Annotated in this window: 7 protein-coding genes; all 7 read right to left on the minus strand. The window is 70.5% G+C overall.

Annotated elements, in window-relative coordinates:
* Window positions 1–8: 8 nt before the first annotated feature.
* The gene (gene rho / locus K8640_RS08565; protein WP_223746619.1) at window positions 9–1,568 is read right to left on the minus strand and encodes a transcription termination factor Rho; all 1,560 of its coding nucleotides are present in this window, start codon (window positions 1,566–1,568) and stop codon (window positions 9–11) included.
* Between the two features lie 262 nt (window positions 1,569–1,830).
* Window positions 1,831–4,308: a signal peptide peptidase SppA gene (gene sppA, locus K8640_RS08570; protein ID WP_223746620.1), complete on the minus strand. Its 2,478-nt coding sequence runs from the start codon at window positions 4,306–4,308 to the stop codon at window positions 1,831–1,833.
* 48 nt (window positions 4,309–4,356) lie between these two features.
* Window positions 4,357–5,568: a PEGA domain-containing protein gene (locus tag K8640_RS08575; RefSeq protein ID WP_223746621.1), complete on the minus strand. Its 1,212-nt coding sequence runs from the start codon at window positions 5,566–5,568 to the stop codon at window positions 4,357–4,359.
* 56 nt (window positions 5,569–5,624) lie between these two features.
* Window positions 5,625–7,148, minus strand: a complete 1,524-nt coding sequence (locus K8640_RS08580) for a PEGA domain-containing protein (RefSeq protein ID WP_223746622.1) — start codon at window positions 7,146–7,148, stop codon at window positions 5,625–5,627.
* 104 nt (window positions 7,149–7,252) lie between these two features.
* Entirely contained in the window at window positions 7,253–9,184 is a 1,932-nt protein-coding gene (locus tag K8640_RS08585) for a type IIA DNA topoisomerase subunit B (RefSeq protein ID WP_223746623.1), read from the minus strand.
* Between the two features lie 12 nt (window positions 9,185–9,196).
* Complete coding sequence (locus K8640_RS08590; RefSeq protein WP_223746624.1) at window positions 9,197–11,569, minus strand: DNA topoisomerase (ATP-hydrolyzing) subunit A; 2,373 nt, start codon at window positions 11,567–11,569, stop codon at window positions 9,197–9,199.
* A 375-nt stretch (window positions 11,570–11,944) separates the two neighbouring features.
* Window positions 11,945–15,079 carry an efflux RND transporter permease subunit gene (locus K8640_RS08595; RefSeq protein WP_223746625.1) on the minus strand — a complete coding sequence of 1,045 codons (3,135 nt, stop codon included), beginning with the start codon at window positions 15,077–15,079 and terminating at the stop codon, window positions 11,945–11,947.
* Between the last annotated feature and the right edge of the window lie 2 nt (window positions 15,080–15,081).

Genomic DNA, 15,081 nt, shown 5'->3' on the forward strand with positions numbered 1-15,081 from the left:
CGCGCGGCTCAGAGCTCGTCGAGGAACTCGTCGTTGTAGGTGTAGCGCGACAGCCGCTTCACCAGGGCCTCCATCGCCTCCACGGGCTTCACCGCGAAGAGCATCTGCCGCAGCTTCTTCACCTTCTCGTACTCGCGCTGGGTGAAGAGCTTCTCCTCCTTGCGCGTGCCGGACTGGGCGATGTTGACCGCGGGGAAGACGCGCTTCTCGGCGAGCAGGCGGTCCAGGGTGACCTCGGAGTTACCCGTGCCCTTGAACTCCTCGAAGATGACCTCGTCCATGCGGCTGCCGGTGTCGATGAGCGCCGTGCCGATGATGGTGAGCGAGCCCGCCTCCTCGGTCGCCCGCGCGGCGCCGAAGATGCGCTTGGGGCGCTCCAGCGCGCGGCTGTCCACGCCGCCGGACATGGTGCGGCCGGAGTTGTCGACCTCCTTGTTGAAGGCGCGCGCCAGCCGTGTAATCGAGTCCAGCAGGATGACCACGTCCTTGCCCGTCTCCACCAGGCGCCGGGCGCGCTCCAGCGCCAGCTCCGCCACCTTGAGGTGGTCCCCGGTGGGCCGGTCCGAGCTGGACGCGAGCACCTCCGCCTTGATGCTGCGGCGCATGTCCGTCACTTCCTCGGGCCGCTCGTCGATGAGCACCACCATGACGTGCGCCTCCGGGTGGTTGGAGATGACCGCCTGGGCGATGCGCTGGAGCATGATGGTCTTGCCCGTCTTCGGGGGCGCGACGATGAGCGCGCGCTGTCCCTTGCCGATGGGCGAGATGAGGTCCAGCACCCGGGTCACCATCTCCTTGTGACCGTTCTCCAGCTTGAGCCGCTCGGTGGGGTCCACCGACGTCAGGTCCGCGAAGTGCGGCAGCCGGGACACGCCCTCCAGCGGGCGGCCGTCCACCGTGTCCACCTTCTGGATGATGCCCTTGTTGCCGCGCATCTGCGCGAAGGCCGTCAGGTACTGGCCCTGACGCAGCCGCAGCTTCTGCACCAGGTTCTTGGGCAGCTCCGGGTCGTCCGGCGCCGCCAGCAGGTTGCGCTTGAGCTGGCGCAGGAACGCGTTGGGCCCCTTGACCTCGGTGTCCAGCACGCCCTCCACCGGCGCCAGGTTGGACTGCTGCTGCGCCTGACCCTGGCCGCCGTGGTGCTGGCGCTGATGCTGCTGGCCGCCGCCGTGGCCCTGATGCTGCTGCTGTTGCTGGGGCTGCTGCTGGCCCTGCTGTTGCTGCTGCGCCTGGCGCTGCTTGTACTGCTCCAGCTCCTGCGGCGTCAGGAAGACCTGGACCTGCTGGCCGTCCGGGCCCGCCGTCATGCGGTACGCCTGACCCTCCGGCGTGAAGAGCACCTGCGCGCCACGACGACGACGGCGCCGACGGCGGCGGCGTCCCCCGGGCTGACCGGGCTGGCCGGGCTGGCCGCCCGACGCGGAGGCGCCTCCGCCTTCGCCCTCGTCGCCACCCTCGTCGTCGCCTTCGTCGCCGTCGTCATCCGCCTCGGGAGGAGGGACGGGACGGGCAGCCGCGGGCGGCGGGGTGGCATCACGGGGGTCGCGGTTATCGGAGTTTTCGCTCATGAGGTTTCCAGACCGTGTGCGCCCCTCACGGGCCATCCCGAGGGGAGGGCGGGGGGACGCAGGGTGACTCAGGCTGTGGGACAGGAAGCCGGGCGCGGGGCCTTCGAGATACGCGAAAGGCCGAACCGCCGGTCCCTGGAACACCCTGGTGGCCCAAGGCCGACCGGGGTGCGGAGACAACACTAACAGAGGAGCCTCGCGGCGCTCCCGGTTTTTTCACCCGGTGTTGGCGGGCCGACCCCGCGGCCCGCCTGGGGGTTGCTCAGCGGACGGTGAGGGTGAAGGGCATCATCGCCTTCATCCCCGGGCGCAGCATCTCCAGGTCCACGCCCGCCTGCCGCGCCAGCTCCCGCAGGGCGGACGGGAAGGGCTCCACCGGAGCGGGCAGCAGGGCGAGCGCCGCCTGCACGCCCGGCTCCCCACCCAGGCTGGAGAAGAAGCCGCGCGCCTCGCCCATCAGCACCAGGTCCAGCTCCTCCGACGCCGGGACGCCCGCGTGGCGGCGGGCCGACTCCACCGCGTCCTGCAGGCCGCCCAGCCGGTCCACCAGCCCGCGCGCCAGGGCGTCATTGCCGCTCCACACCCGGCCGCGCGCCACGGCGTCCACCTCCGCCTTGTCCTTCTTGCGCACCTTGGCGACCTCGGTGATGAACATGTCATAGGACGTGTCCACCCACTGCTGCACCGCGGCCTGCTGCTCGGGCGTCCACGCCTTCCACATGCCGAAGACGTCCGCCATGGGCGAGCGCGAGAGGGTCTGCTGGCTCACGCCGAGCTTCTCGCCCAACAGGCCCTCCAGCGCGGGCTTGAAGTAGAAGACGCCGATGCTGCCGGTGATCGTCGTGGGCAGCGCGAGCACCTCCGTGGCGCCCATGGCCGCGTAGTAGCCGCCGGAGGCCGCCGCGTCGCCCATGGAGGCGATGACGGGCTTCACCTTCGCCGCGTCCACCACCGCCTGGTACATCAGGTACGAGGCCAGCACCTCGCCGCCGCCCGAGTCCACGCGCAGCACGATGGCCACCACGGACGGGTCCGACTTCGCCGCCTCCAGCGCCCGCACCACCGTCTCCGCCCCGGCGATGCGGCTGAAGCCCAGCGGGTCCTCGCGGCTCTTGCCGCCGGCAATCGTCCCCAGCACCGGCACCACCGCGACGCGGCGGCGCGTGCCCCAGCGGCCCTCGCGCTCGTCGCGCGGCGCGTACGTGGCGCTGAAGCGCCCGCCCGGCACCAGCTCGCGCACCTTGCCGTCCAGCTCCGAGGGAAGGATGAGGCCGTCCAGGAAGCCCAGCTTCAGCGCCAGCTGCGGCGTGGCAAGCCCCGCGGCCCACAGCTCGTGCAGCTTCTCCACCGGCACGTTGCGAGCCTGGGTGACGGCGCGCTCGTACCAGGCCACCTCGTTGTCCAGGTAGGCGTTCACCACCTCGCGCGAGGCCTCGCTCGGCTCGGTGAGGGTGAGCTGCTCGGGCGCCGTCTTGTACTTGCCCACCCGCGCCACGTCCCACGTCACGCCCAGCTTCTGCATCGTCCCGCCGTACGTCTGCAGGCTCGCGGCCAGGCCGTTGATGGGCAGCGACGACTCGGGGAGCGCGTAGACGCGCTCGGCGGCGGACGCCACGAAGTAGCCCAGGTCATCCGCCGACAGCAGCACCGCCATCACCCGCTTGCCGGACGCGCGCAGCCGCAGCACCGCCTGGCGCAGCTCCTCCGCCTTGCCCCAGTCCACGCCGGGCAGGCCCTCCATCTTCAGCACCACGCCCGACAGCCGCTCGTCCTTCGCCGCCAGGTCCAGCCACCGCGACAGCCGGAGGAACGGGTCCGCCTCGCTCACGCCCAAGAGCGACAGCAGCGGACTGCCGCCGCCCGCCAGCACGTCGTTGAGGTCCAGCATCGTCACCACGCCGCCGGGCGGCCGCAGCGAGCGGTAGTTCTCCGTGGACAGGCGCACCTGCGCCACGTGGTTCGTGCCGTTCTCCCCGCCGCCCGCCGCGTAGGTGAGGCCCAGGTGGCCGGTGTCCACCGTGACGGCCAGCTGGAGCGCCAGGGGCACCGCGTCGACGAAGCCGTGGGACACGCCGCCGCCCAGCCGCAGGCCCGGAATCACCTCCGCCTGCAGCGTGTACGTGGCCTGCCCCTGGCGGAAGGCCCCCTCCGAGAAGAGCCAGTCCACGCCCAGGGTGAAGCGCTCGCCCAGCGGGCGTAGGCCCAGGCCGAAGTCGTACGCGCGCTCAATCTTGAAGGCGCCCTCCCGTGGGGCGTTGAGGTTCCTGGCCACCGCCGCCAGCGACAGGTAGCGGGCGGGCCGGGCGGTGAGGCCCACGTCGAAGGTGTCCAGCGAGTCCACGTCCTCGTCGTCCGAGCCGAACGTGTGCCAGGACGCGCCCAACTGCAGCGTGGGGGCACCCAGGGACAGTCCCAGTGACGTGCGCCGGTAGTCCGGCCCGTGGCGGGGGCGCATCCACTCCATCGACGCGCCCAGGCCCAGGCCCAACAGCTTCGCGCCCAGGAAGACGCCGTCGGCGGTGCTGTCCTGCTCGAGGTTGCGCTCGTGCAGGTAGAACAATTGACCGGAGCGCACGAAGCCCAGGCCCGCGGGGTTGAGCGACAGGGCCGTGGCTTCGTCCACCAGCGCGGCGCCGGTGGGTGGCAACGTCAGCCCCCGTGAGGGCAGGGGGGCCTGGACGATGGAGCTCGTCTGGGCGAGCGCGAGCGATGGGAGCAGCAGGAGGGCGAGCAGGCGCATAGAGCCCCGGACTCTAGGCATCGCCCGTCCGGGGACAAGCGCCTCGTGTCACCAGTCCTCGGTTCCAGACACCCCGTCGAGCGGATCATCCCCGGGCTTCTTCGCCTTCTCCTGCTTGCGCGTCCGGCCGCCGCGGTCCTCGGCGCCCCAGTCCTCGGTGCCGCCCCGGTTGTCGAGCGGATCCGAGCTGCGCACCACCTTCTCCCCGCCGCCCTCGCTGGTGTTCACCAGCTGATTCACCATGCGCTCCATCTCCGACTTGAGCTGACCGAACTCGTCGCCCTGGAGCACCACGCGCCGGCCGCCCAGCTTCCGGCCGTTGCGCAGGTCGTAGTAGCCCAGGATGAGCTCGGTGCCCTCGCCGTGGCTCCTCACCGTGCCCACCATGGCCCGCTCCAGGCCCAGCGACTTGCCCAGCCCCGCGACGCCGTTGGCCTGGCTGATGCCGCGCGACACCTCGCTGGCCACCCGGTCCAGCTGCGCGTCATAGGCCTTGTACGCGGCCGTGGGCACCAGCTCCGTGCTCACCTCCACGTCATCCGGCGTCACCTCCATGAGCTGGCCGTACTGGCGGAAGCCGGGCCGCTCGACGCGCAGCAGGTGCTTGCCCACCGTCAGCGCGGGAATCGTCACCGGCGTGTACCCGGCCATCTCCCCGTCCACGTAGACGCGGGCGCCGGCGGGGCGCGACTTCACCGTGGCGCTGCCGCGCAGCTGGGACGTGCGCCCGGTGGCCACCTGCACGCGCAGGGCGATGAAGTCCCGGCTGAAGCGCTTGGGGTTGAGCTCGAAGGTGGGGGACACGGCGATGAGGTCGATGAGGACCAGCTTCGCCTCCTCCACGTCACCGCGCAGGTGCAACAGCGCCGCGTACAGCGCCAGCGACTCGCACAGAGGCGAGCAGCCGCGCATGGCCGCCGGAGCGTTCTGCAGCTCCTTGAGCGTGGCGCGCACCTTCGTCTCCGCGTCGTCGTACTCCTTCTTGTCGAAGGCGGCGGCGCTCTCCGAGTAGCCCTTGCGCGCGCGCTCCATCGCCGACTGGGCGTTGGGGTCGGCGGGCAGGCCGAAGATCTCCTCGGATTTGCGGACGGTGAACCCGGCGAAGTTCCCCAGCGCCTCGTTCATGTAGCCCTCCATCTTCACGCTGCCGGACTCGGCCGCGGGGTCCATGGGGATGAGGAGGCTGGTGGCGCGCCGCGCGGGTGCGGGGGACGCCGCCAGGGCGAGCGAGGGAAGCAGGGCGAGGACGAGGGCTCTCATGGGGTAACCTCAGAAACGAGCGACGCGAGCGGGCGAACCGTCATTCAACCCGGAGCTCAGAAGCCTGTTCCTCCGGTGATGGGGTTGAACGGGCGGCCCTTGTCCTGGGTCGCCACGAAGACGGCGCCCGCCGTGACGGCCGCGGCGCCTCCGACGACGGCCCAGAACCAGGGCCGCTTGAGCAGGGACTGGCCGGACGCGCCGCTCTCGGCGACGCGCGGGGAGATGGCGCCCTGGATGAAGTCGCGCGCCTGCTGGGCGGCGGCCTCCGGGCTCTGGTCGCGCTCGCGGCCCGACAGGTCGATGTCCACGCCGCGCAGCCGCGCCTGGGTGCGCACGTCCCACGCCTGGAGCTCCGCCTTGAGCCGGCCCTTCTTGTCCTGCGACACGGCGGCCACCACCACGTAGCGCGCATCCAGCCGGTCGGCGATGGCGGCGGTGTCCGGCGGCAAGGTCTCGCTGTCGAAGGCGGCCTGGGAACCTGCGCGCACGGAGGCGTCGCGGATGGCCGTCAGGCCCGGCCCGGGGCTGAGCTCCGCCTTCACCTGCGCGCTCGCGCCGGACTTCACCTCCGTGTACTCGGCGTGGGGCGTGTGGCCCGGCAGCGTCACCACCACGGCGTGGTGGCCGGCGGGGACCGTCACGCCCCTCAGCGGCGTCACGCCCAGCTCCTGGCCGCGCACGCTCACCTTGGCGCCCGCGGGCTTGGACTCCACCACCAGCGTGCCGGCGGGGCGCGCGCCCACCTCGGCGCGGGCGTCCTCGAAGGCCTTCTGCACGTCCTGGCCGAAGAGCGCCTTGTCCGGACGGGTGGAGGGCTCGGCCACCGCGGCGCGCACGAACGCCGCCTTCGCGCCCGCGGCGTCGCCGTTGAGCAGCCTGGCGGCGCCCAGGAAGAGGTACGTCTCACCCAGCCGCTCCGGGCGGAAATCGCCGGGGGACTTCTCGTACGCCTCCGCGGCGGCGCGGAACTTCGTCTCCGCGGCCTCCGGGTCCAGGTTGTCGTACGCGGCCCGGCCCTCGTCGTAGAGGCCATCCGCCTGCGTCAGCGGCGTCGGCTCCGGGGGAGGGAAGGCCGTGCCCAGGTCCACGAACGGGATGTCCCCGCCGCGCTGCAGGTGCCTCGTCAGCTCCCCCTCCAGGCGGGCAGCGGCGTCGGAGGCGGCCGGCGTGCGGGCCACCGAGAACAGCGCCACCGTGCCGGACGCCACCGCGGGGGTGTTCGCCAGCGAGGGCCGCGCGTTGGGATTGACGGGCTCGTGGGGCTTCGTCGCCGGAGGCGGCACGGGCGTGGCCACCGTGGGCTTGTCCGTGCCGACGGGCTTCTCCGGGGGCGTGGGCTGCTCGGGCTCACCGAAGACGAGCGGCTGCGGCGACTCGACGTCCTGGACGTCCGTCGGCTCGGCGGTGACCGGGCTCTTCTGGCCCTTGATGCCGGGCTTCTTCTTCTTCGCCTTCACCACCTTGCTGGAAGGGGTGGCCTTCTTGCGCGCGGCCTTCTTGCGCGTCGTCTGGGCGTGGGCGGGGAGGACGGCCAACAGCAGCGTGAGCAGCAGGGCGAGTCGGCGAAAGGTGTTCACGGCGTCGGAATCTAGCCGAGCTAGAAAGGGCCGTCACGAGCCCCCGCCTCGGCCCTCGGGGCAACACCCGGGGTGGCGGGGACTCGCGGCAGGATGACGGATGGCTAGACGTCCAGCGCCTCGACCTCGCCGGCGCGCTCCATGATGAACCGGAAGCGGGCGCTCACGTCCCGGCCCATCAGGTCATTGATGACGCGGTCCGTCTCGATGGGGTTGTCGATGGTGACCCGCAGGCTCATCCGGTTCTTCACGTCCAGGGTGGTCTGCTTGAGCTCGTCGGCCGTCATCTCGCCCAGACCCTTGAACCGCATGATGTTGGGCTTGGCGTTGCCCTTGACCTTCTCGCGGATGATGCGGTCGCGGTCCGCCTCGTCCAGCGCCCAGTACGTCTCCTTGCCGATGTCCACGCGGAACAGGGGCGGCTGGGCGATGTGGATGGCGCCGCTCTCGATGAGCGGGCGCAGGTGGCGGTAGAAGAAGGTGAGCAGCAGCGTGGCGATGTGGTGGCCGTCGCTGTCGGCGTCCATCAGCAGGAACACGCGGCCGTATCTCAGCTTGGAGATGTCGAAGTCCGCCCCGATGCCGCAGCCCAGCGCGCTGACGATGTCCTGGAGCTCCTTGTTGCCGGCGACCTTGTCCGTGGACGCCTGCTCCGCGTTGAGCACCTTGCCGCGCAGCGGGAGGATGGCCTGGGTGCGCCTGTCCCGGCCCTGCTTGGCGGAGCCGCCTGCGGAGTCACCCTCGACCAGGAACAGCTCGCTGACGTTGGGGTCCGTGGACGAGCAGTCCGCCAGCTTGCCCGGCAGGTTGAGCCGGTGGCTGACGGCCGTCTTGCGGCTGACGGCCTGGGACGCGGCGCGGCTGGCCTCGCGGGCGCGGGCGGCCAGGATGATGCGGGCCACCACCGCCTCGGCGACGCTCTTGTTGTCGTTGAGCCACTTCTCCAGGGCGGGGCGCAGCACGCCGTCCACCTGGGCCGTCACCTCGGGGTTGTTCAGACGCGACTTCGTCTGCCCCTGGAACTGCGGCTCCACCACGTAGACGGACAGAATCGCGGTGATGCCCTCGCGGATGTCCTCCGCGGTGAGCGACACGCCCTTGGGCGTCAGGTCGTGCGTCTCGATGTAGTTGCGCACCGCCTTGACGACGGCGCCGCGCAGGCCCGCCTCGTGGGTGCCGCCCATGTTGGTGGGGATGCCGTTGACGTACGAGCGGATGTGCTCGTCGGTGGCCTCCGTCCAGCCCAGCGACGCCTCCAGCCGCACGCCGTTGTCGCGCGAGTGGTAGAACGTGGCGCTGCCCGCCGGCACCAGGGGCTTCTGCCGCTCGGCCACCACCTTGGTGAGGTACTCGGCGATGCCGCCGTCGTGCTTGTACGTGACGGACGTCGCGGGGCTGGCGGTCTCATCCTTCCAGATGACCGTCATCCCCTTGTGCAGGTAGCTCTTGGCCTCCAGCCGCTCGCGCACCAGCTCCGCGTCGAACTTCAGCTTCTCGCCGAAGATCTCCGGGTCCGGCTCGAAGGTGATGGAGGTGCCGGTGCCGCGGGCGGCGCCGTCCACCTTCAGCTGGCTGGTGGCCTTGCCGCGCGCGTACGTCTGGACGTACTTCTTGCCGTCGCGCTTGATTTCAATCGTCAGCTTGCGCGCGAGCGCGTTGACCACCGAGCTGCCCACGCCGTGCAGACCGCCGGAGTGGATGTAGTTGCCCTGCTCGAACTTGCCGCCCGCGTGCAGCGTCGTGAGGATGACCTCCACGGCGGGCTTCTTGAGCTTGGGCATGATGTCCACGGGGATGCCGCGCCCGTTGTCCACCACGGTGATGCTGCGGCCATCCTTGTGGAGCACGACCTCGACGGTGGTGGCGTGGCTGTTGATGACCTCGTCCACCGAGTTGTCGAGGATCTCCCACAGCAGGTGGTGATAACCGGTGCTGTCGGTGCCGCCGATGTACATGGCCGGGCGCTTGCGCACCGGCTCCAGGCCCTCGAGGACCTGGATGTCCGCGCCTGTGTAGCTTTCCTTCTTCGTCGCCATGGCGTCCTCTGGCTAATCCTTCTTCTCGGGCAACGGGATGAAGACGACGGGCCGGGCCACGTCCTCCACCGCGTCGCGCTTGGACATCTCGTGGCCCTTGCCGCCGCGGCCCGTCACCCCGTACTTGGCGGGAGCGAGCTGCAGCTTGCGGCCCTTCTGCGTGTCGAAATCGATCTTCGCGTCCTTCTGGTTGGGCGCGCTGACCAGGAACTCCACCACCTGGTCGTCGTCATCCACCTTGATGACGGTGACGCCCTTGCCGGGGCCGGCCAGCTCGTTGACCTCCGCCACCTTGCACACCAGGGCGTTGGTCTTCTTGGTCAGCACCGCGAGCAGGTCCTTCTCGCCCGCCTCGCGCACGCCGATGATCTCATCGCCCTCGCCCGTCTTCGCGTAGCGACGGCCGGCGCGCGTGGAGACCTCCAGGTGCGGCTCCAGGAGGAAGCGCATGCCCATGCCCTGCTTCGTCACGCCGACCAGCTTCGCCGGGGCCTCGAGCCGGGCGTCCAGCGACCAGGCGGCCACCACGCGCTCGCCGTCGTCGAACTTGAACAGCTTCTGCACCGGGTCGCCGTAGCCGGTGGACGCCGGGATGTCGTTGAAGCGGGTGACGTACGCGGTGCCGAAGTTGCTGAACAGCACCAGGTTGGCCTTGAGGCTGCCGGCCAGCACCGCCATCACCGCGTCGCCCTCGCGCAGACGGGTGGAGGACGGGTCCTTCACCTCGCGCACGCGCTTGACCCAGCCGTCGCGGGTGAGGACCACGTGGGCGTCCTCGTCCGCGATGAACGCGTCCGCGTTGAACTCCACCTCCTCGGAGCCCGCGCCGCCGATCTTCGTGCGGCGCTTGTCGTTGTACTGGCCCTTGATCTCCCCGAGCTCGTCCTTGACGGTGGACCAGACCTTCTTCTTGTCCTTGAGGATGCCCTCGATGCGCTTGATCTCCGCGCGCTTCTCCTTGAGCTCCTTCTGGACGACCAGGATCTCCAGGCGGGCCAGCTTGTAGAGCTTCATCTCCAGGATGGCGTCCACCTGGAGCTCGTCCAGCTGGAAGCGCTTCATCAGCTTCTGGGCCGCGTCCTGCTTGCCCTCGGACTGGCGGATGATGCGGATGATCTCATCCAGCGCGTCGTAGGCCTTCTCGAAGCCCTCGAGCAGGTGCACGCGCTTCTGCAGCTCGCCCAGCTCGTGCTGGAAGCGGCGCGTGACGACGGCGAAGCGGAAGTCCAGGAAGTGCTGGAGGATGTCCTTGAGGTTGAGCCGGCGCGGCGTGCCGACCTCCGGGTTGTCCTCGCTGGGGACCAGACACGTCAGGTTCACGCCGAACGTCGTCTGCAGCGGCGTGTGCTTGTAGAGGTACGCCATCACCAGCTCGGCGTTGGCGTCCTTCTTGAGCTCCAGGACGATGCGCACGTCCTTGGTGGACTCGTCGCGCACGTCCACGATGAGCGGCAGCTTCCGCTCGCGCACCAGGTCGCCGATCTTCGAGACCAGGGTGGACTTGTTCACCGTGTACGGGATGGACGTGATGATGATCTGCGTCCCGCCGCGCTTGAGCTCCTCGGTGTCCCACTCGCCGCGGATGCGGACGCTGCCCTGGCCCGTCTCGTAGATCTCCCGCAGCTCCTTCTTGTCGTTGAGGATCTGCCCGCCGGTGGGGAAGTCCGGTCCCTTGACCCACTTGAGCAGGTCCTTGGTGAGCAGCGTCGGGGTCTCGATGAGGGCCACGAGCGCGTCCACCAGCTCGCCCAGGTGGTGGGGCGGGATGTTGGTCGCCATGCCCACGGCGATGCCCGTGGTGCCGTTCATCAGCAGCTGGGGCACGCGTGCGGGGATGACGATGGGCTCGTTGCGGGTGCCGTCGTAGGTGGGCCGGAAGTCCACCGTCTTGCGCTCGAGCTCCCCGAGCATCTCGGTGGCGAGCTTGTCCAGGCGGCACTCGGTGTAGCGGTAGGCGGCGGCGGAGTCGCCGTCCAGCGAGCCGAAGTTGCCGTGGCCGTCCACCAGCGGGTAGCGCAGGGAGAAGTCCTGCGCCATGCGCACGAGCGCGTCGTAGATGGAGGCGTCGCCGTGCGGGTGGTAGCGACCCATGATGGCGCCGACGACCTGGGCGCACTTCTGGTACTTCGTGTCGAACGACAGGTTCAGGTCGTTCCACATGCCGTACAGGATGCGGCGCTGCACGGGCTTGAGGCCGTCGCGCACGTCCGGCAGGGCGCGCGAGGTGATGACCGACAGCGCGTAGTTGATGTACCGGCGACGCGCCTCGTCGGCCAGCGAGGCCGGGACGAACCCATCACCCCCACCACCGGAGCCCGCGGCACCACCCCCGCCGCCCGAGCCCCCCTGCTTCTTTCGCGTCTTCAATTCGGCTTCTGCGCGCATGCTCTTCGAACCCAGGTGAGAACGTCTCGTACCCGAACGCGGTGCGTGACTCGCGCACTCCGCGCCATGGACTCTGAAATCTTCAACAAAGCGGCGGGACTACCATGCCCCCCTGACAAAGGGAACGAATTCGGGGGGTTGCACGTACTCCGAGGCATCCCACCTGAATCTCCGTCCAGGCCCGCCTCCGAGTGGAACATCTCTGTAACCCCCTGAAATTCCGGCGGCCGGGGCACGCGAGACTCCCCAGCGGACGGGACGGTGGGTGCGGGTAGGATGGGCCGGCGAGGGAGGCTTTGGACCCCGTGGGGTAGGGCGACCGGGGAGCGTTCGGCCGCCCGGCTGCCCCATGATGTGCCGCGTCACGGGCCTTCGTCAGGACGCGGCGCGGGCCTGTTCTTCCGGGTTCGGAAGGTGCTCGGCGGGGGGCGTCCGCTCGCCTCCGTGGCTGCTTCCCCGGCCCGCGCCGAGCACCGAGTAGAGCGCCGGGAGCACCAGCAGCGTCAGCAGGGTCGAGGACAGGACGCCGCCCACCACCACGGTGGCCAGCGGTCGTTGGACCTCCGCGCCGATGCCCGTGTTGAGTGCCATGGGGAGGAAGCCGAGCGCCGCCACCGAGGCCGTCATCAGCACCGGACGCAGGCGGGAGACGGCGGCCTCGCGGAGGGCTTCGGGGAGCGCGCGTCCCTGGCCGAGCAGCTGCCGCAGCCGGGACACCAGCACCATGTCCCCGAGCACGGACACGCCGCTGACGGCGATGAAGCCCACCGCGGCGGAGATGGAGAACGGCAGCCCGCGCGCGAGCAGCGCCAGCACGCCGCCCATCAGCGCGAAGGGGACGCCCGCGAAGATTCGCAGCGTGTCCACCCAGCGGCGGTACGTGAGGTGGAGCAGCAGGAGGATGAGTCCCAGCGCGATGGGCACCACGAGGGCCAGCCGCGCCTGGGCCCGCTCCAGGTTCTGGAACTGGCCGCCGTAGCGGAGGTGGTAGCCCGGCGGCAGCTCCACCTTCGCCAGCGCGGCGCGCACGTGGGTGACGAAGCCGCCCAGGTCGCCGTCGCTCACATTGGCCTGGATGACGATGCGCCGCTGGCCCCACTCGCGCTGCAGGGTGGTGGGGCCGGACACCTCGCGAATCGTCGCCAGCCGACCCAGGGGCACACGCTCACCTCCGGGCGCTGTGATGGGCACGGTGGCCAGCCTCGTGGGCTCATTGCGGTACGCCTCGGCCAGCCGCACCGCCAGGTCGAAGCGGCGCTCGCCCTCACGGACCTCGCCCACCACGCGTGTGCCCACCGCCTCCACCACGTCGAGCACCTCGCGCGCGGCGATGCCATGCCGCGCGATGGCGACCCGGTCCACGGTGACCTCCAGCACGGGCTGACCCGTGAGCTGCTCCAGCGTCACGTCCGTGGCGCCGGGGACCGCGCGCACCAGCGCCTCCAGCTCGCGCGCCTTGGCCTTGAGCACGTCCAGGTCATCGCCGAACAGCTTGATGCCCACGTCCCCGCGCACGCCGGCGATCATCTCGTTGACGCGCATCTCGATGGGCTGGAGGAACGCCATGCGCATGCCGGGCAGGTCCGCCAGCTCCGCCTTCATCTCCGCCACCAGCTCCTCCTGCGTCGCGGCGCGCTTCCACTGCTCGCGGGGATGGAGCGTGACGAACACGTCGGACAGCTCGATGCCCATCGGGTCCGTCGCCACCTCGGCCGTCCCGGTGCGCGTCCACACGCGCGCCACCTCGTCGGGGAACCGGCTCCGGAGCACCTTCTCCACCTGCCCGCCGTAGCGCACCGACTCGGTGAGGGACACCTCGGCCAGGCGCACGGTGTTGATGACGAGGGTTCCCTCGGACAGCCTCGGGACGAACTCGCGACCGAGCCCCGTGGCCGCCAGCCCCGTGCCCACCACCAGCAGCCCCGCCACGATGAGGACCGTGCGCGCATGGGACACGCTCCACTCCAGCAGCGGCCGGTAGCCCCGCTGCAGCCAGCGCACGAGGCGCGGCTCGGGGTGTCCTCGCCTGCCTCGCTCCAACGCGAACGACGCGAGCACCGGCATCAACGTCATGGACAGCAGCACGCTGCCCAGCAGGGCCAGGATGACGGTGAGCGCCATGGGACGGAACAGCCGCCCCTCCACGCCCTCCAATGCGAGCACGGGCAGGTACACCACCATGATGATGAGCTCACCGAAGAGCGTGGGCTTGCGGACCTCCACGGCCGCGTCCCGCACCACCTGCTTCAGGCTCCGTCCATCGCGGGCGCCGGCCAGGTGCCGCTCCGCGTTCTCCACGAGGATGACGGACGAGTCCACCACCAGCCCGAAGTCGATGGCGCCCAGGGACATGAGGGTGCCGGCGATGCCGAAGCGCAGCATGCCGCTGAAAGCGAACAGCAGGGACAGGGGAATGGCGGAGGCGACGATGAGCCCCGCGCGCCAGTTGCCCAGGAAGAGGAAGAGGACGGCGATGACCAGCAGCGCGCCTTCGAGCAGGTTGGTGCGCACCGTGCGCAGCACCAGGTCCACCAGCTCCGTGCGCTCGTAGACGACGTCCACCTGCACATCGTCGGGCAGGCGCTGCTTCACCTCGTCCATGCGCCGAGCGAGCGCCCGTGTCACCACGTGCGAGCTCTCGCCCAGGAGCATGAAGCCCAGGCCCAGGACGACCTCACCCTCGCCGTCCGCGGTGGTCGCGCCTCGACGAATCTCGTGCCCCACCTCCACCTGGGCCACGTCGCGCACGCGCACGGGCACGCCGTCTCGCGCGGCCACCACCACGTCGCCCACGGCCCGGCCATCCTCCAGCACACCGATGCCGAGCACCAGGCTCGCTCCACCACCGCGCTCCACCATGCCGCCGCCCACGTTCGCGTTGTTCGCCTCCAGGGCCCGGTACAGGTCGCCCAGGGACAGGTCGAACTGTCGGAGTCGCTGCGGCTCCACCACCACGTGCCACTGCTTCTCGCGGCCTCCCCACGCATTCACCTCGGCCACACCGGGCACCGCGCGGAGCTGGGGCGCGATGACCTGGTCGTGCAGCGTGCGCAGCTCCTCCAGGCTCCGGCTCCTGCTCTTGACCAGGTAGTGGAAGACCTCGCCCAGCCCCGTCGCCACGGGCCCGAGCGTGGGTGCCTCGATTCCCGGAGGCATCTTCACGCGGCCCATCCGCTCCGAGACCTGCTGCCGCGCGAACCACACATCCGTGCCGTCGCGGAACTGGAGCGTCACCTGCGACAGCCCGAACTTGGAGATGGAGCGCAGTTCTTCCAGCTGCGGCAGTCCCGCGAGCTGCTGCTCGAGCGGAATGGTGAGCTGCCGCTCCACCTCGACGGGCGAGAGCGCGGGCGCCACCGTGTTGACCTGCACCTGCGTGGGGGTCGTGTCGGGGAAGGCATCGAGCGGCAGGGCCCGGAACGCGAGCAGCCCCGAGATGACGAGCGCCACGGTGCCCAGCAGCACCGCGCCACGGTGCTCCAGTGACCCATCGATGATGCGCGTGAGCATGG

The sequence above is a fragment of the Myxococcus sp. XM-1-1-1 genome (assembly GCF_020037095.1).
Classification (GTDB): domain Bacteria; phylum Myxococcota; class Myxococcia; order Myxococcales; family Myxococcaceae; genus Myxococcus; species Myxococcus fulvus.

Coding starts and splice junctions, on each gene's coding strand:
- rho (WP_223746619.1), bottom strand. CDS start 1,568: ATGAGCGAAAACTCCGATAACCGCGACCCCCGTGATGCCACCCCGCCG.
- sppA (WP_223746620.1), bottom strand. CDS start 4,308: ATGCGCCTGCTCGCCCTCCTGCTGCTCCCATCGCTCGCGCTCGCCCAG.
- K8640_RS08575 (WP_223746621.1), bottom strand. CDS start 5,568: ATGAGAGCCCTCGTCCTCGCCCTGCTTCCCTCGCTCGCCCTGGCGGCG.
- K8640_RS08585 (WP_223746623.1), bottom strand. CDS start 9,184: ATGGCGACGAAGAAGGAAAGCTACACAGGCGCGGACATCCAGGTCCTC.
- K8640_RS08590 (WP_223746624.1), bottom strand. CDS start 11,569: ATGCGCGCAGAAGCCGAATTGAAGACGCGAAAGAAGCAGGGGGGCTCG.
- K8640_RS08595 (WP_223746625.1), bottom strand. CDS start 15,079: ATGCTCACGCGCATCATCGATGGGTCACTGGAGCACCGTGGCGCGGTG.